Annotated in this window: 20 protein-coding genes; 4 read left to right on the plus strand and 16 right to left on the minus strand. The window is 40.0% G+C overall.

The window, feature by feature from the left end:
- Positions 1–106: 106 nt before the first annotated feature.
- The 3 genes from MKY20_RS21690 to MKY20_RS21700 all read right to left on the minus strand — a co-directional run bounded on the left by MKY20_RS21690 (position 107) and on the right by MKY20_RS21700 (position 3,326).
- The gene (locus MKY20_RS21690) at positions 107–1,648 is read right to left on the minus strand and encodes an acyl-CoA carboxylase subunit beta (RefSeq protein WP_251175659.1); all 1,542 of its coding nucleotides are present in this window, start codon (positions 1,646–1,648) and stop codon (positions 107–109) included.
- 106 nt (positions 1,649–1,754) lie between these two features.
- Entirely contained in the window at positions 1,755–1,967 is a 213-nt protein-coding gene (locus MKY20_RS21695) for an acetyl-CoA carboxylase biotin carboxyl carrier protein subunit (protein WP_009330910.1), read from the minus strand.
- Positions 1,968–1,982: 15 nt separating this feature from the next.
- Positions 1,983–3,326, minus strand: coding sequence for an acetyl-CoA carboxylase biotin carboxylase subunit (locus MKY20_RS21700; protein WP_251155915.1), 1,344 nt, complete (start codon positions 3,324–3,326; stop codon positions 1,983–1,985).
- Between the two features lie 263 nt (positions 3,327–3,589).
- Between MKY20_RS21700 and MKY20_RS21705 the strand changes: the two genes are divergently transcribed.
- The gene (locus tag MKY20_RS21705; protein ID WP_009330912.1) at positions 3,590–4,063 is read left to right on the plus strand and encodes an N-acetyltransferase; all 474 of its coding nucleotides are present in this window, start codon (positions 3,590–3,592) and stop codon (positions 4,061–4,063) included.
- A 77-nt stretch (positions 4,064–4,140) separates the two neighbouring features.
- Here MKY20_RS21705 and MKY20_RS21710 read toward each other — a convergent pair whose 3' ends face one another.
- From MKY20_RS21710 to MKY20_RS21725, 4 genes are all read right to left on the minus strand, one after another.
- Positions 4,141–4,773, minus strand: coding sequence for an RsfA family transcriptional regulator (locus MKY20_RS21710; RefSeq protein ID WP_217030318.1), 633 nt, complete (start codon positions 4,771–4,773; stop codon positions 4,141–4,143).
- A 134-nt stretch (positions 4,774–4,907) separates the two neighbouring features.
- Positions 4,908–5,666, minus strand: coding sequence for an enoyl-CoA hydratase/isomerase family protein (locus MKY20_RS21715; protein WP_251175658.1), 759 nt, complete (start codon positions 5,664–5,666; stop codon positions 4,908–4,910).
- A gap of 141 nt (positions 5,667–5,807) precedes the next feature.
- Complete coding sequence (gene rpmF / locus MKY20_RS21720) at positions 5,808–5,981, minus strand: 50S ribosomal protein L32 (RefSeq protein ID WP_009791160.1); 174 nt, start codon at positions 5,979–5,981, stop codon at positions 5,808–5,810.
- Between the two features lie 118 nt (positions 5,982–6,099).
- Complete coding sequence (locus MKY20_RS21725; RefSeq protein WP_009330916.1) at positions 6,100–6,624, minus strand: YceD family protein; 525 nt, start codon at positions 6,622–6,624, stop codon at positions 6,100–6,102.
- Positions 6,625–6,826: 202 nt separating this feature from the next.
- Here MKY20_RS21725 and MKY20_RS21730 point away from each other — a divergent pair, with 202 nt between their 5' ends.
- Positions 6,827–8,041, plus strand: coding sequence for a nucleotidyltransferase (locus MKY20_RS21730; protein ID WP_251175657.1), 1,215 nt, complete (start codon positions 6,827–6,829; stop codon positions 8,039–8,041).
- Between the two features lie 115 nt (positions 8,042–8,156).
- Here the strand turns inward: MKY20_RS21730 and MKY20_RS21735 are convergent, their stop codons facing one another.
- Both MKY20_RS21735 and MKY20_RS21740 read right to left on the minus strand, forming a co-directional pair.
- Positions 8,157–9,167: a SepM family pheromone-processing serine protease gene (locus MKY20_RS21735; RefSeq protein ID WP_009330918.1), complete on the minus strand. Its 1,011-nt coding sequence runs from the start codon at positions 9,165–9,167 to the stop codon at positions 8,157–8,159.
- Complete coding sequence (locus MKY20_RS21740; protein WP_019381699.1) at positions 9,164–9,955, minus strand: patatin-like phospholipase family protein; 792 nt, start codon at positions 9,953–9,955, stop codon at positions 9,164–9,166. Before MKY20_RS21740 ends, MKY20_RS21735 begins: the two co-directional genes overlap by 4 nt.
- Positions 9,956–10,293: 338 nt before the next feature.
- Here MKY20_RS21740 and ylbJ point away from each other — a divergent pair, with 338 nt between their 5' ends.
- Positions 10,294–11,511 carry a sporulation integral membrane protein YlbJ gene (gene ylbJ / locus MKY20_RS21745; protein WP_009330920.1) on the plus strand — a complete coding sequence of 406 codons (1,218 nt, stop codon included), beginning with the start codon at positions 10,294–10,296 and terminating at the stop codon, positions 11,509–11,511.
- Positions 11,512–11,593: 82 nt separating this feature from the next.
- On the opposite strand, the gene coaD is transcribed toward ylbJ, so the two are convergent.
- The 4 genes from coaD to MKY20_RS21765 all read right to left on the minus strand — a co-directional run bounded on the left by coaD (position 11,594) and on the right by MKY20_RS21765 (position 14,939).
- Entirely contained in the window at positions 11,594–12,073 is a 480-nt protein-coding gene (gene coaD, locus MKY20_RS21750; RefSeq protein WP_009330921.1) for a pantetheine-phosphate adenylyltransferase, read from the minus strand.
- 60 nt (positions 12,074–12,133) lie between these two features.
- Positions 12,134–12,688 (minus strand): 16S rRNA (guanine(966)-N(2))-methyltransferase RsmD, encoded by a 555-nt coding sequence (gene rsmD, locus MKY20_RS21755; protein WP_251175656.1) that lies wholly within the window; start codon positions 12,686–12,688, stop codon positions 12,134–12,136.
- A 345-nt stretch (positions 12,689–13,033) separates the two neighbouring features.
- Positions 13,034–14,446 carry a stalk domain-containing protein gene (locus MKY20_RS21760; RefSeq protein WP_251155910.1) on the minus strand — a complete coding sequence of 471 codons (1,413 nt, stop codon included), beginning with the start codon at positions 14,444–14,446 and terminating at the stop codon, positions 13,034–13,036.
- 178 nt (positions 14,447–14,624) lie between these two features.
- Positions 14,625–14,939: a hypothetical protein gene (locus tag MKY20_RS21765; RefSeq protein WP_226280704.1), complete on the minus strand. Its 315-nt coding sequence runs from the start codon at positions 14,937–14,939 to the stop codon at positions 14,625–14,627.
- 130 nt (positions 14,940–15,069) lie between these two features.
- Between MKY20_RS21765 and MKY20_RS21770 the strand changes: the two genes are divergently transcribed.
- Complete coding sequence (locus MKY20_RS21770; RefSeq protein ID WP_009330925.1) at positions 15,070–15,459, plus strand: DUF7147 family protein; 390 nt, start codon at positions 15,070–15,072, stop codon at positions 15,457–15,459.
- Between the two features lie 40 nt (positions 15,460–15,499).
- Here the strand turns inward: MKY20_RS21770 and MKY20_RS21775 are convergent, their stop codons facing one another.
- From MKY20_RS21775 to MKY20_RS21785, 3 genes are all read right to left on the minus strand, one after another.
- Positions 15,500–15,775 (minus strand): YlbG family protein, encoded by a 276-nt coding sequence (locus MKY20_RS21775; protein ID WP_009330926.1) that lies wholly within the window; start codon positions 15,773–15,775, stop codon positions 15,500–15,502.
- Between the two features lie 122 nt (positions 15,776–15,897).
- Positions 15,898–16,338 (minus strand): YlbF family regulator, encoded by a 441-nt coding sequence (locus MKY20_RS21780; RefSeq protein WP_009330927.1) that lies wholly within the window; start codon positions 16,336–16,338, stop codon positions 15,898–15,900.
- Positions 16,339–16,397: 59 nt separating this feature from the next.
- Complete coding sequence (locus tag MKY20_RS21785; protein ID WP_019381695.1) at positions 16,398–16,826, minus strand: hypothetical protein; 429 nt, start codon at positions 16,824–16,826, stop codon at positions 16,398–16,400.
- Positions 16,827–16,848: the final 22 nt, after the last annotated feature.

Raw genomic sequence — 16,848 nt, forward strand, 5'->3', positions numbered from 1 at the left:
ACTAATTCCAATATTTATTTTCTTTATTCCATTTTTCATCAGCTAAATCCTTTAAAAAAATCCCTTTTTCGAAGATCGAAAAAGGGATTTTTAAAAGGATAAAGTATTAAACTGGATAAACCGGATGTTTGCGGATGCTGAATGTCAATTCTTTAGTCTCATACAGGTTAAAACGGTTAATTAAAACATTTCTTAATTCTGAAGGTGCAACAATATCGTCAACAATTAATTCAGAGGCAAGTTTGTAGATATCAATTGTTTCTTTATATTCCTGCTGTTTTTCCTGAACATATTTAATCTTTTCTTTCGGATCTTCAATCGCATTGATTTTATTGGAATAAACCGCATTTACTGCTGCTTCAGGACCCATAACTGCGATTTGTGCTGTAGGCAGGGCAATACAGCAATCAGGTTCAAAAGCTGGTCCAGCCATTGCATACAACCCGGCTCCATATGCTTTTCTGACGACAACTGAAATTTTCGGCACTGTTGCAGAACTCATCGCAGCAATAAGCTTTGCACCATGCCGGATAATCCCTGCTCTCTCCACCTTAGTCCCAATCATAAATCCAGGGACATCTGCAAGGAATAATAGCGGAATATGGAAAGCATCACAAAGCTGAATAAATTTCGCTGCTTTATCAGCAGAATCCACAAATAATACCCCGCCTTTAACCTTTGGCTGGTTGGCAATAATCCCTACAGGATTCCCCCCAATCCGTGCAAGTCCCGTAATGAGTTCCCCTGCAAAAAGTTTCTTAATTTCAAAAAAGCTGCCTTCATCAATTAAGGAATCAATACACTCATACATATCAAATGGGGCATTTTGATTTTTAGGGATAATTTCTTCGAGGCTGCGGCCGGATTTGGGCATTACCGCCTCGAGCTTCACTGATTTTTCTTTAAAACTTGCAGGAAAGTAAGCCAAATATCTTCTTGCTGAATCAATGGCCTCTTCCTCACTATGTGCAAGCAAATCGCCACAGCCGCTGACAGAACAATGCATGCGGGCACCGCCCATTTCTTCAAGGGTAACCTTCTCCCCAATAACCTTTTCTGCCATTCTTGGTGAACCCAGATACATAGATGCATTTTGATCTACCATAATAACAATATCACAAAACGCAGGTATATAAGCTCCGCCAGCAGCAGAAGGTCCAAAAAGCAGACATATCTGAGGTACCATGCCTGAAAGTTTTACCTGGTTATAAAAAATTCTCCCTGCTCCTCGTCTATTCGGAAACATATCAAGCTGATCGGTAATACGGGCACCGGCAGAGTCAACCAGGTAAAGGATCGGAACTTTTAATTTCTCAGCCGTTTCCTGTATACGGATAATCTTTTCAACCGTCCTCGCACCCCAGGAACCGGCTTTTACTGTGGAATCATTAGCCATTACACAAACGGTCTGGCCATTTACCCTGCCAACTGCTGTTACAACCCCGTCTGCCGGAAGATCACTTTCCTGACAGTTCGCAAACTTGCCATCTTCCTCATAGAATCCGTCATCAAACAGGAGTTCAAGCCGTCTTCTGACAAAGAGCTTATTTTGGGCTTCATTCTTTTCATGATATTTTGGATGTCCGCCAGCTTCTATTACCCTGCTTCTTTCCTGCAGCGTCTCTGTTAATGTCTTTGCAGTGGTCATTCCCATCCTCCTAAAATATAAATTTTCCATTCTTCGTTATACTTGCTTATTGCTGCACGGTACTCAGCATCAGCCACCTGTATTGGATATCCGTGTCTCAGCCTTCTTATTCGAATACGATTAGCACATCGCCTTCGTTAACAAAATCTCCTATGCTTACCTTCACTTCAGCTACTTTTCCAGCAGCTTCGCTTTCAACTGGAATCTCCATTTTCATGGATTCAAGCATTAATACTTCCTGGCCTGCATTAACCTCCTGACCCGCTTCAACCAAAACATTTAATACAGTACCTGCCATTGATGATGTAATTTCTTTCATTGTATTTTCCTCCTTTTAGTTAACAGCAAAAGCCTTCTTTGCTAGAAATGATGTAGAATAATTCCCTTTACGGAAATCTTCGTCTTTTAATATTTCTTTAAATAACGGTGCATTTGTTTTAATGCCTTCAATTCCCAGTCCCTCAAAGAATTGTAAGGCATTTTCTATCGCTTCATCCCTTGATTGGCCATATATAATGCATTTTGCAATCATTGGATCATAAAATGGGCTGACTGCCGTATTTGAAGCATATCCATAATCAACGCGTATTCCTGGGGTATCTTTCCACTCAAATTTGGACAATTTGCCTGGAGAAGGCATAAAGCTTACAGGATCCTCAGCATACAGCCTAAATTCAATTGAATGGCCAGCCTGCTTGATGCTATTTTGCTGCAGCGGCAGCTTTTCTCCTCTTGCTGCAAGCAGCTGCCATTCTACAAGATCCAGCCCAGTTACTTGTTCAGTTACGGGATGTTCAACCTGAAGTCTTGTGTTCATTTCAAGAAAATAAAAGTTCTCCTGCTCATCCACAATAAATTCAATTGTTCCGGCATTTTTATAATTGACTGCTTTGGCAGCAGTCAAAGCCGTTTCATACATCTTCTGTTTTGTTTGCTCTGAAAGGAAAGGTGACGGTGATTCCTCTACTACTTTCTGATGTCTCCTCTGAATAGAGCAATCTCTTTCAAATAGATGTACGATATTCCCATGATGGTCACCAAACACTTGTATTTCGACATGTCTGGCATTTTCTATATATTTTTCAATAAATACTTCATCAGATCCAAAATAGGCTTTTGCACGGGCTTTTGTGGAGTCGAAAGACTTAGCGAGCGCTTGCTCATTTTCACAGCGCACCATTCCAATACCTCCGCCTCCTCCACTGGCCTTCAGCATGACTGGATAGCCCATAGAATCCGCAAGCCTGCATGCTTCCTCAAGAGTGGATGTTCCCTCTCCGCTTCCTGGGACAACCGGCACTCCCGCTTCCTTCATAGTATTGCGGGATACAATTTTATCCCCCATCAATTCAATGGTTTCAGGATCTGGTCCAATAAAAACAATACCCGCATTAATTACGGATCTTGCAAAGACGGCGTTTTCTGATAAAAAACCATATCCCGGATGAATTCCATCTACATTTTCCCTCTTTGCAATTTCCAAAATGGCCTCTGTCTTTAAATAAGATTTATTAACAGGCGGTTCACCAATACGGAAAGCATATGTAGCTTCTTTAACAAATGGCAGATCTTTGTCTGCATCAGAATATATGGCAACAGTCTCAATTTCCATTTCACGGCAGGTTTTAATTATCCTTAAAGCAATTTCTCCCCTGTTGGCAATCAGAATTTTTCGCACAATCGGTCCCCTTTCTCATTGTAGTAATCCTGCAATAATATATATTTCTACAATCTTCTGCCTATTTCCTTCTGTTTTTGTAAACGCTTTCTGATTTTTATAAAAAAACTAAAAATATATTAAGTTTTTCATATGTGCAGAATTTTTTGTTTACTTGTTATATAATAATAGACATAGAAAAAACCTTTCAACTATTAGGAAGGCATTATAAAGCGGTTACATCTGCAGAATTCCTATACATCGATGGCTAAGGGGGAGATTTTATGAACTATAAAGTTGAAAAATTAAAAGTAAATTATAAAACACTGGAAGAGTTTAAGAAATTCAAAGAGTATGGACTGCAGGAGCTATCCATGCTTGAAGACCTTGAAGCTAATATTATTGAAAATGACAGCGAGTCGCCTTTCTACGGCATTTATTTCGGGGATAAACTTGTAGCACGTATGAGCCTTTACCAGATAGAAGCAAGATTCGATCGATATTTCGATCCCGCACAGGATTATCTGGAGTTATGGAAGCTTGAAGTCCTGCCTGACTATCAAAACAAAGGCTACGGCCAGAAACTTGTAGAATTCGCCAAAGGATTTGGACTTCCTATTAAAACAAATCCACGAGTAAAATCGAAAGTCTTCTGGGAGAAAATGGGATTTGAACCCGTTAATTATGATATGGAACGCGACCTGGGAGAGAATCCGCTGGCCTGGTTCCCGGCAGGAGTTAAAGAACAAACCCATTAAGATGCTGTCTACTACTACTAAGTCATTAAATAAGCGGACTATTGCAGTCCGCTTATTTCTATTTAATTACGCTACATCTATTTCTCCACCTTCTCAGGCTTTATATCGGGATTCACAGTAAAATTCAAGTTTTTGTGGCGGGTGCCGTCTTTGAGCCCGACAAGCTTTCTTGCACTTTCCATAATTTCTACCAGAGCTTTGTAATCCTGCTCCATTGTATTCAATTCTTTAATTAATTTTTCATTTTCCGCTGCCAGGTAGTACATTTGCTTCTCAAGCTCCTGAATGCGTTTTTTAGGATAAGGATCTTCTGAGACAGCAGGCTTCTGAGCTTTTTCATATAACTCTTTCAGGAAAGAGGCTAATTCCTCAAACTCGATAGTCCTTTTAATTGACTGAACTGAGTTTTCATTTCTTTTTTCCGCATTTTCCTCTGGAACAGCTGGAAGCTCTTGTTCCACTTCCACAGCCTGCGGACTTTTCTTCATTTCTTTCCTCTGCTTTTTTGCCAGTTCAATTCCTGATTTATATTGTTTTCTTACAAAGGAATTCCAGCGAAATCCGCAGGCAGCCGCGGTTCTGCTTAACTGTTTGCCAACTTCTTCAAATGCCTGAAGCTGAGTTCCTCCTTCACGAATATGACGGAGTACGATTTCTGCAAGCAGTAAATCCTCATCTTGAGACCAAGCATCCTGACGGGTTGAAGACATCAGTGTATCCCTCCTAGTGTTTTTCTTTATACATATGCCAATGCTAGAAAAGATAGACTGATATCGTATTATAAAGTGTAACTTTATTCATCCCCAGGAAATTAATGGTTTTTTCTAATTTCGGAAGGATATGCTTAAGGCTTATTCAGGAAACTGTCAACTTTATTATGGTGCGCTTCTCCCTCCCATAAAACCGAACAGCGACGCACTTCTTGATCAATTCTCTCTTCTAAGCCAGCTGCAGCCCACTTTTTTACAAGAAGGTCTTTATAAGCTTCCAAAACCTCACTCTCAAGCTTAAGCATTCTTTCCAGAAAGCTCTTGCACCCGTCGATTGGATTCCCTTCAAAGACAGAATGTATGAAACCTAATTCTTTTAATTCTTCATCAGAATATAATTTTGCTTCCATCAGCATTCTCATGGCATTGGCAGGAAGCATCTTTTCCATAATGATGGAACCGCCGCCCCAGCCGGTTGTTATGGCTAAAGTTCCCTGGATAAAACCGGCTTTAATTCCTGCATTGGCAATCCGGTAATCACATGCAGCAGCAAGCTCACAGCCACCGCCGACAGCTGTTCCATTCAATATGGCAATAGTTGGTTTTGGCAAGAATAGTATTTCTTTTAAAAGACCAGCCATTCTGCTTAGCATTCCAAAAGCTTCATCTTCTGTTTTTAAGCTGTGAAAGGAAGATAGATCACCTCCTGAGCAAAAAGCCTGGTCTCCCTCTCCTGTAATCGCAAGTGCCTTAACTGATTTCTTACCTGCTTTATGAAGTGCGATCTCCAGGCCATCCATAACTTCATAGCTTATGGCATTCCTTTTTTCAGGCCTGTTAATCTTAAATACTAAAAGTCCATTCTCGAATTCTTCAATTATGTAAGGGTTCATGGCTGCCTCCTTGTAATTGGTTAAACTATTTATAATATTAGCAAAAATATACATAGACAGTTACTTATTGATGAGGCAAAATCACTGCCTAAAAACGACAAAAGCACAAGAACTAAGTTCTTGTGCTTTATATCTAAAGGATTAGTCGTTTACTACTTCTTTTCCTTTGTAAGTTCCGCAAGCTTTGCAAACGCGGTGAGCAAGTTTCATTTCACCACAGTTTGGGCATTCTACCATACCAGGAACCTGTAATTTAAAATGGGTACGACGTTTTCTCTTCGCAGTTTTAGATGTTCTTCTAAAAGGTACAGCCATTCTTCCCACCTCCTTAAAGAGTATTAGAGGATGTCCATAGGAATTGGACACACCCATTAAGAAAGTTATGAAGGCCAGAGCAAGCTGGTGTCTTCAAGTGCTTCTTGTTTTTCTTCCGTTATGAATCGGAAGAAGGATCATTCTGATCAAAAAATTGAGCAAGTCCGGCAAGACGAGGATCTACTTTATCCTGTTTATCCTGCTCCTGAATGACCTCCCAATCCTTACCGGATTGAGGAGCTCCTTCTTCACTGCTGTCTTCGCAGAAAACTTGCATTGGGACTTCGAGTAAAAGGATCTCATGAAGGATCGGATTTAAATCAATCACATCCCCTTTTACCTGGTGAACCTCCTCTTCAGTCTCATAATCAAGACCTTTTAAAAGGAAAGTTTCAGTTGTTTCAACATTAATTGGATAATTTACGTCAACTAAAGTACGAGAACAAGGTAATATTAAATGACCCTTTATATTTAAATGAAAAGTCACTTTGGCAGAATCAATATCCGTACGGCCCGTCACATGCATTGGTGATGCACCGCGTATTTCCGGATTCAATTTCATGACCTCATCAACATTGACAGTTTCATCAATGGGAAAATCCTTGCTTCGATATTTTTGTAACTGACTTAAAGTCCATTTCATACGAATCACCCCAAGGCAACAAAGGTAATTATAGCCTTCCTATAATTATTTGTCAATATTTTTTCTTTACACTATAATGTAGCTAATATCCTACTATTGAAGGCTTCTTCAGTAAAAAAAATTTTGCAGGATTTAAAGATTTTGTTTCTTAATACTTTTTCCATTACATATCTTTTTAAACCTTTTCGAGGAGTATGTCAATATGAATGCAACAGGTGTAATTGTAGAATATAATCCTTTTCATAACGGCCATGCTTTTCATTTGGAGCAGGCAAAAAAAGTTTCAGGTGCAGAAACCATTATAGCTGTCATGAGCGGCAACTTTCTCCAGAGGGGGGAACCTGCATTAGTTTCCAAATGGAAACGTGCTGAAATGGCATTAAGAGCGGGTGCAGATATTGTATTTGAGCTTCCATACCAGTTTGCTGTTCAGCAGGCAGATATTTTTGCAAGCGGAGCTGTATCCATTCTGGAAGCAGCCGGCTGCAGGAGCCTTTGCTTCGGAAGCGAATCCGGCAGTATGGAAAGCTTTCACCAAACTTTATCTTTTCTTGAGGAACATAATTCTGCCTATCAAGAAAGGGTCAGAGTGCATCTGGATGCTGGCTTCAGCTATCCCAAAGCAACATCGATGGCATTCCTCGATCTGAACCCTGAAGGTGAATTGGTAGACCTTTCAAAACCTAATAATATTCTTGGCTTTCAGTATTTAAAGTCAGCCCGAAGGCAATATTCATCCATGGAACTTTTTACAGTTGCAAGAAAAAGCGCAGGATACCACGATGAACAATTTGCTTCTGATTCCATAGCAAGTGCCACAAGCATAAGAAAAGCACTTTTTTCCAAGAATGGAGAGATTGAATCCATTCGCCAATATGTTCCGGAAACTACATATCAAGGTTTACTTCAGTATAAAAAAGAGTTTGGCGGGTTTCACCAATGGGAACAATATTGGCCCTTCTTAAAATTCCGACTGGTTCATCTACAGCCGGAAAAGTTACGGGACATTTATGAAATGGAAGAAGGCTTGGAGCATAGGTTTTTATCAGCAGCACTCCAGGCTCAAACTTTTCAGCAGTTTATGGAGAAGATTAAAACTAAGCGTTACACCTGGACAAGACTTCAGCGGGCATGTGTGCATATCCTTACAAATACAGAAAAGTCAGAGATGCCCAACAAACCATTAAAAGCAGATTATCTGCATCTTCTGGGGATGTCCAAGAACGGCAGGAAGTATTTAAACAGGCATAAATTCGAATTAAAACTGCCGCTGATTTCAAGAATTTCTTCACACGCTGCACAGCAGCTGCAGCTGGATATTAAAGCTTCCCGGGTATATGCAATGGGTATAGATGGTGGTCGGGACCGTACTCTAATGCAGAAGGAATTTAATCAGCCTCCTATTATGGTTGATTAAATTATGAACTCCTTAATTCTATAAACTGAAAGCTGCAGTTTGCCAGCAGATAATAATGAACAGCCAGCGGTTTCTTGATTGCCGCTGGCTGTTCAATGCTTGGTGCAAGCTCCTGTTAATCCAGGCTCCTTAAATATTCAACCGCATCATCAAAGGTTTCCACAGGAACGATTTTCATATCAGTCTTGATATCCCTGGCTGTTGCAACAGCGGCTTTGTAATTGGAGTCTTCTGCTCCTTTTTCATTCGGGGCAAGGAAGATTTCTGCTCCGGCTTTGTCAGCGGCCACAATTTTTTGCTCGATGCCGCCTATTCTTCCGACTGTACCTTCCGAATTAATAGTTCCGGTTCCAGCTATTTTATAGCCTCCAGTCAAATCTTCTTTTATAAGCTGATTGTAAATTTCAAGTGAAAACATCAGCCCGGCGGAAGGGCCGCCAATTTCTTCACTGTCAATATTCACTGCCGGTTCAACCTCTATTTCTTTGTCATCAACCAGGGTAATTCCCACTCCCGGCTTTCCTGTTTCTTTGAGTGTCTTTAAAGGAATCGAGGTTTCCTTAGTCTTATCCTGGCGTTCAAAGGTTAATGTTATTTCACTGCCCTCCTGTTTATTGGAGACCATGCTGATAAATTCATCAGAGGATTTGAACTCCTTGCCATCCACTTTAAAGATGCGGTCACCAGCCTGCAGTTTGCCGTGAGCAGGCATATCAGGGAGCACATTAAGGACATATACGCCATTATAATGATAATGAATAGGTATGCCAGCTTTTTTATAGGCAGTTTCAATAGCAGCCAATTTGGATGTTGCCATCAGATGCAGCTGCCGTACATTATATTCTTCTTCTGTTTCATTTTCGGAACGTATTTCTTCTACAGGGTATAGTTCCTGATACTTGCTGAATTTAGCAGCTGCGTATGCATATATATTAGCCCGGCCCATTCTTACAGTCGTAAGCATAAAGCTGCCTTGTTCTTCATTGCCGTTTTCGACCTCAATAATTGGTTCCAGTTCTTTAGCCATACCTGGCTTTGATACATAATAAGGCAGATAATAAAACGAACTAACCAGAAGAATAACTGCCAAAACCAAGAAGGAACGGGTATAAAACTTGCTTCTCATCTGTCGGGATGCTCCTTCCACTTTGTTATGTAATGATGAACACTGTCAATATGCTTTTTTGCTTCTTCTTCGCCGATTTTGATGATTTCTTCTATATTGGTAAATGCACGGGAGCTATACATTTCCACCCGGGGCCTGATCATAAAATCGGAAGCTATCTCCCGGTGAGTAACCAGCTCCATCTGCATGATATCCAGACTTTGCATAATAACATCATAGATTGAAGTGATTTCCGCATTCGTTTTGACATGTGAGACATCGATGGCGATGATAATATCAGCCCCCATTTCTTTAACAACAGACACAGGAACCCTGTCCACTACTCCTCCGTCCACTAAAAGGCGCCCGTTTAATTTTTCAGGCACAAAAATGCCTGGGATGGAAATGCTTGCCCTTACAGCATCAGAAATGGGGCCGCTTTTAAAAACAACCTTTTCTCCAGTCATTAAATCAGTAGCCACAACATTGACAGGAATATCGAGGTCCTCAAGATTTTTTCCATGAGTAAATATACGGATCAGTTCCTTTACTCGTTTCCCTGCAACAAAACCCATTTTAGGAACCGTGAAATCTAAATAATACTTCCTTTTAAATGCTTTGGAAAGTTTATATAAACGATCAACATCAAGTCCGGCCCCATAAAAGCAGCCTACCATGGCACCCATGCTGCTGCCGGCAATATAATCAATCGGTATGCCGGCTTCCTTCAAGACCTTGATGGCACCCAGGTGAGCGAATCCCCGAGCTCCTCCCGAACCAAGTGCCAATCCTATTTTCGGTCGCTGCAAAAGACTCCCCCCTCAAACGCCAATGGCCGATTAGAACTTTTGCCTTCAAGTTATTCTATTCTATTTATTTCCAAAAGGAGCATACAATAAAAATCTTCAGCTGAAAAATACAATATGCCTGTACCTAATTCTATGGTCTATTTTAAAGTTCTATGAGTATATTGGGTTATATGGGGACAAGACTTGACAGCAAAAGTTTGACCCTTGTATACCTGCATTTCGTTCATTCAAGTAAAATAAATGAAAAAGTCATGAGAAAATATATATTTAAACGCTTCTTTATTTTACCATTGTTTAAAATCATTGCACAGTCAGTACAACTTGAGGGAGGCTTGTCCGTGTTTCGTTCCAAATTAAAAACGGTTACTCTTGCACTCTCTGTAACCTTAATAGCCATCTCATTAATTTCCTTTCCCCAGGAATCGGTTGATGCATCAATCAGGGGATTAAATATGTGGTGGGAAATTGTGTTCCCCTCATTGCTGCCTTTCTTCATTGTATCGGAAATGCTGATCGGCTTCGGTGTAGTAAAGTTCATCGGGGTACTCCTTGAACCTTTGATGAGACCTTTATTCAGAGTACCTGGAGTCGGAGGATTTGTATGGGCAATGGGGATGGCTTCAGGCTATCCAGCCGGTGCCAAACTGACCGCAAGACTTCGGCAGGAAGGACAGCTATCAAAAACAGAAGCAGAGCGCCTGGTTTCTTTCACTAATTGTTCAAATCCTTTGTTTATCTTTGGCGCAGTATCTGTTGGTTTTTTTAATAACGCCAAGCTTGGTGTTATATTAGCCCTGGCTCATTATCTCGGCAATATTACTGTCGGTTTATTAATGAGGTTCTACGGAAAAAAAACCAGGCAGCCTCCACCTGGTTCAGAGACGTCAAAACCATCGTTACGGGCAGCCTTATCAGCTCTTCATCGGACAAGAATAAAAGATAATCGCCCTATAGGCAAGCTTCTTGGGGATGCAGTCATGTCATCCATCCAAACACTTTTAATGATTGGCGGATTTATCATATTATTCTCTGTTATTAACAAACTTCTATTTCATCTGGGAATCACGGCATTCCTTGCTAAAGGCTTAGAGGCGGTACTGTCAATATTTAGTCTGCCAACCGAATTGAGCATCCCATTCATTTCAGGGTTATTTGAAATAACACTTGGCAGCCAGATGACAAGCCAGGTTCAGCAGGCAACATTAATGCAGCAGGTCATTATTGTCAGCTTCATACTCGCATTCAGCGGATTCAGCGTGCAGGCTCAGGTAGCAAGCATCCTTGCCCAAACTGATATTAATTTCAAGCCATTCTTTTTCGCAAGAATCCTTCACGGCTTTGCTGCTGCCTTTTATGCATACATCCTTTGGCAGCCTATTTATGAACGGTTTTACAATACAGAACAGCCATCCAATGCCATTCCGGTCGGATTTTTTGAGAAATATTCATTTTTCGGCAAATTATTTGATGGAATAGCTGCTTCAGGACCGCTTATAACCATACTTGCACTTTCTGTTTATACCTTTATGCTCGCAAGGCGCTTGGATAAGAGATAACAAAAAACGGGTACCTATCAATCGGGCACCCGTTTTATATTATTCCAGTACAATCAGCAGGAAAGACACCACGCTCTAGTGTTTAGCTAAACTTGGTCTTAAGAGCCTTTTCTACAGTGTCAGGAACGAGTTCTGATATGTTCCCGTTATATTTTGCCACTTCTTTCACAATACTTGAACTTAAGAACGAGTACTGATTATTAGTCATGATAAAAAAGGTTTCCACTTCATCATTCAAGACTCTGTTCATGGATGTTATCTGCATTTCATATTCAAAATCAGAAACAGCCCGCAAGCCCCGAATGACAGCACTCGCATTAACCGATTTTGCATAATCCATCAGTAGCCCCTGAAACGAATCTACTTTAACATTTTTAAGATCCTTTGTTACTTCTTCTATCAGCTGAATTCTTTCTTCAACAGTAAAAAGAGGTTTTTTTGAAGAGTTATTCAATACAACTACATAAACCTGTTCAAATACCTTTGCCGCCCTCTTAATAATATCCAAATGGCCATAAGTTATTGGATCGAAGCTGCCTGGACAAACCGCGATGCCTCCCATTGATATCCCCCTGTCATGTTCTTATTATGTATCGTTTTCCATAAGCATTCTAAGTATGTATTATTCAGCCCAGCTGTAGATTGAGATAGAAATTATCCCGTAATTTTCATGTTTCCGCTGAACCAGTCTTCCGATTGAATCAGGGAGCTCTACATCAGAACCATGTTCGCATAGAATCGTTCCCTGAACCGAAAGCAGATCATTCTCATCAATTAACTTCAGAAGCTTAAGAAGCTGCTGCTTGCGGTAAGGCGGATCGAGAAATATATAATCGAAAACCAGATCCCTTTTTAATATTGCCTTAATGGCACGATCTGCATCATTTCGATATACTTCCGCCTTTTCTTCAAAACCGCATGTCCGAATATTTTCATGGATGGTTTGAATGGCCTTCCCATCCCGATCCACAAAAATAACCTTATCTGCTCCTCTGCTGAGGGCTTCAATGCCAAGACCGCCGCTGCCCGCAAATAGATCAAGCCCAAGGCCCCCTTCGAAATACGGCCCAATTATATTAAAAATAGCTTCTTTAACTTTATCAGTAGTCGGACGGGTTGAACTGCCCGGAACAGCTTTCAATATCTTCCCTTTTCTTGTTCCTGATACCACTCGCATACTATCACCGCTAACCTGCAAATTGTCAATTTTCCTGTCTGCTGAGATCGGAAAACTGCTTTTTTCTATCCTATCCTACCATATCTTACAATTGGTAGCCACCCGGCAAATTGTAAGCGGAATCATCAGCTGAAAAAATTTATAGCATGAAGTGTATATCCGTGAGGATTGTGGAAATAATGTAATTAACAGCATCTATTCGAGGATGTTGTTGCCAACCGCGGAGAAGACTTACGTTTCCCCATAAGTTCTTCCTCCGGTTTCTCCTCTCCCTTTGCCTTCTATCCTGAAAAGGATATAGAAGGACCCTGCAGTTATCTGCAGGGCTTTTTATTTTGGATTCATTTAGTCTGGATCGGACGTCAGATGAATCTCGTCTTCTCTTTCTTCAGCAGTCACTCCAAACAGTGATTTAAACCATTGGATTTCTATAAATACGGTTCCGTTTTGATTGGTTAATGGATTTTCAAGCAGTCCATAATCTTCTTCATTATAAATGAAAACATTTTTATTTAAGTAAAATCGATAGCTGTTATTCCCTTTTGACAAAAGCATCGTTTCCTCACCGGATAGGATCTTAACTTCATATCCTAATGACTTCATCGTCTCTGCAAATGGAAGAAGCCTCTTTCCATCCCTATAGATTAAATCAATGTTTGCTTTCTCAGCACCAGATACCAAAAGCTTTTTTTCTTCCTGGAAATACAGAGGAACAAACGGAGCATCGCTTTTTGTATTCATCGTGAAAAACTGTGTGCTAAGACCTTTCACATCACTTAAGAGCTTGTCCAGCTTTTCTGGAGTCAGAGAATTCACCTTGTTTACTATCATAAAGAAAGCTTTCAGCTCATCATCGGTTAACTCTCCCTGCAGCTCCTGCAGTACTATGCTTCCTTTTTTTGAACTGGGTTTCAGATCTAATAAGCCTGAGGATAAAACATCGATTATCCACACTTGAGTGCTGTCTGCAAGCTTTCTTCGAAACTGCAATGTAATAATATCTTTTTCCAGCATTTTGGCCTCAGTGCGGGGAGATGCAATAAGGATATTTTCATCCTTATATTCAGGATATTGATCAGTAAAGATAATCGTCAAGAATGGGAAATTTCCAATCTCATTTAGTTTTTGGAAATTTAAGCTGGCTGCCTGTATGTCTTCTGAGTATACTTCTGCGTTGTTAACAGCTTTCTTTAACAGTGGTTTTTGCTGCCAGTAAAGTGGTGGAACATTCCCTTTGCCCTCGAAATAATAATAATCGATAAGTTCTAATTTCTTTCGGGCTTTTAGGGGGATTCCCGCTGCCCACGAACCCTCTCTTTTGAAAGAATCCGAAATAGTAATAGACAAGCTTTCAGCCTTAATGCCGGGAATTTCCACAAACCAATCAGTTAACAAAAATGCCTTATTTCTTTCATTTATCGGTACAGCATACTCAAATACCATCTGATCATCAGAAGAAAAAAAGGTAAAAGGATTTTCATCTGCTGAATCACAGGCTTCTCCGGCTCCATTCTTGCATTTCCATTTGAACAGAGCTTCGGGGATAACAAGCCTATATTCTTCCTGTGCCATAAGTCCGTGTATCTTTTGAGTGATTTTAAGTTCATTTAGACGTGTGTCAACTGTGATATCCTGTGTAATCGCCCCGGAACTCTCCAAGGCAATCGCATGCTCAGAATAAGCCTGCCACTGCCACAACAGCATGCCTGAAATGATTCCAGACAAAATTATAAAAATAAATAAAGATGCCTTCCACATTGCTATTCCCTCTTAGTCAATTTTCTTCTAACCTAACAATACCAAAGGGAAGGTCATCCGTCACAATTTTTTTGTATAATTTGTATGAAATTTCATATTTTATGCCCGGGAATTTTTTCATGAACAGAGATCATAAAAAGGACCATAAAAACTTCTCCGCCGGTTACGTTACTTTAACTTATGCAAAATCAAAGTCCACACCATGATCTAAAATACCGCTCACATCCCCAATGCTCATGCAGGTAATTGCCCAATCATCAAACGATACACCTTGTGACGACGTAAATTCTTCAAGTTCACCAAGTGTCAGAGAAAAGACATCCATATTATAAGCTGCTGTCAGCATCCCCTTTGCACTGAGTGCTGCAATGATAGAGACCACAATAAAACCATTCATATGATGAATATGCTTTTTTTCAATTGCAGAAATATCCCTCTTTACCAAATATGCTGCCCACAGAAAAAATGTCATCGAAAAAAAAAGGTAAAGCATACATACACTCTCCCCTCTGCTTTTTAGGTGCTACTTCTATTTTTATGCTGAAAATGATAAAGTATGGATGGACAAAAGGCATTTTATTTTTAAGAAGTGAATGCTATGAGTTTTAAGGGGGGCTTTAATTTTGATACAGCGTTTTATAGAAATTGGTGAAGGTTACTCTGATATTTATGAATTAATTGAAATTGCCCAGGCAAATAAGCATCGATTGTCCCACATGGCTGCTTTCCATACGAGCATTAATAATAAAGAAGTGACATCCCTGGCAGTGATACTGAAGCCGACAGACCCTGGCGGATTTCAGCCTTTATATATTTGCCGGGAAGGGATACCTAATCCAAAGACATCACCAAATAAACGATATGATTTATTTGCGGATGCTGCGAAAGCACTTAATAAGGAAATTATTCAGCTGGCAGTAAAGCCTTCTGCTATTTTTAATGAAAAGGAATTATATTATCAGTATTTGATTGGGATTTTAAGGCTTAATCACTATATTGCACCGCTGCAGTAAAAGATTTCACAAAAAGGCATGAGCTTATGCTCACGCCTTTTTAGATTCCCATCTTATAATCATATTCTTTAGCCTTGTCCGGTTTGGAATTTTCAAATTCCGTTTTTAGGAACGGCTTATAGGATGGTTCCACTTTTTTAACAAAAGAATATGAATTTATCTTCTCCATAATTGTTTCCGTATCAGCAAGATCACAATATAGCACAACATATTTCAGCCGCTTTGAAACATAATGCACATTTCCAAATCTTCTTAACATTTTCGCCTGCTTTAATGAATAAAGCCAGACAATTATTCCTTGCCTTTGACCAAGCATATAGTTTTCCCCTTCAGCGATCGTTTGTTTTATTTAGTCTAGCATAGAAAAATGTCAGTTTTCAATGGGAAGGTTCAAACTGTGTACTAATCCAAAACAAAAAACCAGCATTTGCTGGTTTTTTAAGCAGAGCAGCCACAGCTGCCTCCAGAACCGCAGCCCCCTCCGCAGCTTGATTCAAAGAAGGGATTGCCGGCAGGAACTTTAATATGTTCAGAAACAGAACGCCCTATCATCATGCTTATCTCATCCAGCAGATTTTGCAGGCCCGTTTCAGCTCTTCTGAATTCTGCCACATGGTCATCCATATCCATGTCGCGCTTTAGCTCTCTAATAGACATCATTACCCTTTTGTATTCGGGATGATATTTGCCAAATCGCTGAACTTCTTCATACAGTTCTTTCATTTTGACAAAATCCTGTATCTTCCTTTGTGTTTCACTGCTGTTCTTTAATTTATATAAACTTTTGCGGTAATGTTCCGCTTCTTCAGATTCTGTAATCATAGCTGCAAGTTCGTCAGCTTTGTCCAAAATAGCCATTCTTTCTAATGTAGCAAGCAAAACAGCTCACCTCCGTTTCTTATTTTATCATGAAACGGTTTAAAGCTAAAGCAAGTAAACTAAGGGATCACCACAATAAACTCTCTTTTTGAAGATGCTTCAGCACTTTTGCCTTTTATGAGCTCCAATCCAATTCGATGTTTGCCTGATGGAAGTCCTTTGACTATAAAAGCAGCAGAATGGATTTCATCCTTTTTCTTTCCGTTTACATACAGAAGAATTTTGCCCTTTTCTTTGCTGCTTTGTTTCCTAAAGGAAACATCCTGCACAATACATTCAACGAAAATGTCTCTTCCTTTCACCTGGTGTCTGACATAAAAAGGATCTTTAGCTGCGCTTTCAACACCTGAAGGACCCATAAGCGATGCTGCTTCAACTTCTTTTACCGGACTGGCTTCCAATTTTGTTTCTGGTTCTGGCAGATCTTTCTGGCATGCTGCAAGTACAAAAATAACCAGCAATAATAAAATGCATTTTTGCCTCTTCATTATTTTACACTCCTTAATGATG

The organism is Cytobacillus sp. FSL W8-0315, from assembly GCF_038002905.1.
GTDB lineage: Bacteria > Bacillota > Bacilli > Bacillales > Cytobacillaceae > Cytobacillus > Cytobacillus pseudoceanisediminis.

What these genes read in the sequence shown, in the direction of transcription:
- MKY20_RS21725 (WP_009330916.1), bottom strand. Translation starts at nt 6,624, where the DNA reads ATGAAATGGACTTTAAGTCAGTTACAAAAATATCGAAGCAAGGATTTT.
- MKY20_RS21765 (WP_226280704.1), bottom strand. Translation starts at nt 14,939, where the DNA reads ATGCTTTACCTTTTTTTTTCGATGACATTTTTTCTGTGGGCAGCATAT.
- MKY20_RS21715 (WP_251175658.1), bottom strand. Translation starts at nt 5,666, where the DNA reads ATGAACCCTTACATAATTGAAGAATTCGAGAATGGACTTTTAGTATTT.
- MKY20_RS21710 (WP_217030318.1), bottom strand. Translation starts at nt 4,773, where the DNA reads ATGTCTTCAACCCGTCAGGATGCTTGGTCTCAAGATGAGGATTTACTG.
- MKY20_RS21785 (WP_019381695.1), bottom strand. Translation starts at nt 16,826, where the DNA reads ATGAAGAGGCAAAAATGCATTTTATTATTGCTGGTTATTTTTGTACTT.
- coaD (WP_009330921.1), bottom strand. Translation starts at nt 12,073, where the DNA reads ATGGGAGGCATCGCGGTTTGTCCAGGCAGCTTCGATCCAATAACTTAT.
- MKY20_RS21695 (WP_009330910.1), bottom strand. Translation starts at nt 1,967, where the DNA reads ATGAAAGAAATTACATCATCAATGGCAGGTACTGTATTAAATGTTTTG.
- MKY20_RS21705 (WP_009330912.1), top strand. Translation starts at nt 3,590, where the DNA reads ATGAACTATAAAGTTGAAAAATTAAAAGTAAATTATAAAACACTGGAA.
- MKY20_RS21760 (WP_251155910.1), bottom strand. Translation starts at nt 14,446, where the DNA reads ATGTGGAAGGCATCTTTATTTATTTTTATAATTTTGTCTGGAATCATT.
- rsmD (WP_251175656.1), bottom strand. Translation starts at nt 12,688, where the DNA reads ATGCGAGTGGTATCAGGAACAAGAAAAGGGAAGATATTGAAAGCTGTT.
- MKY20_RS21775 (WP_009330926.1), bottom strand. Translation starts at nt 15,775, where the DNA reads ATGCTTGGTCAAAGGCAAGGAATAATTGTCTGGCTTTATTCATTAAAG.
- MKY20_RS21735 (WP_009330918.1), bottom strand. Translation starts at nt 9,167, where the DNA reads ATGAGAAGCAAGTTTTATACCCGTTCCTTCTTGGTTTTGGCAGTTATT.
- rpmF (WP_009791160.1), bottom strand. Translation starts at nt 5,981, where the DNA reads ATGGCTGTACCTTTTAGAAGAACATCTAAAACTGCGAAGAGAAAACGT.
- MKY20_RS21690 (WP_251175659.1), bottom strand. Translation starts at nt 1,648, where the DNA reads ATGACCACTGCAAAGACATTAACAGAGACGCTGCAGGAAAGAAGCAGG.
- MKY20_RS21730 (WP_251175657.1), top strand. Translation starts at nt 6,827, where the DNA reads ATGAATGCAACAGGTGTAATTGTAGAATATAATCCTTTTCATAACGGC.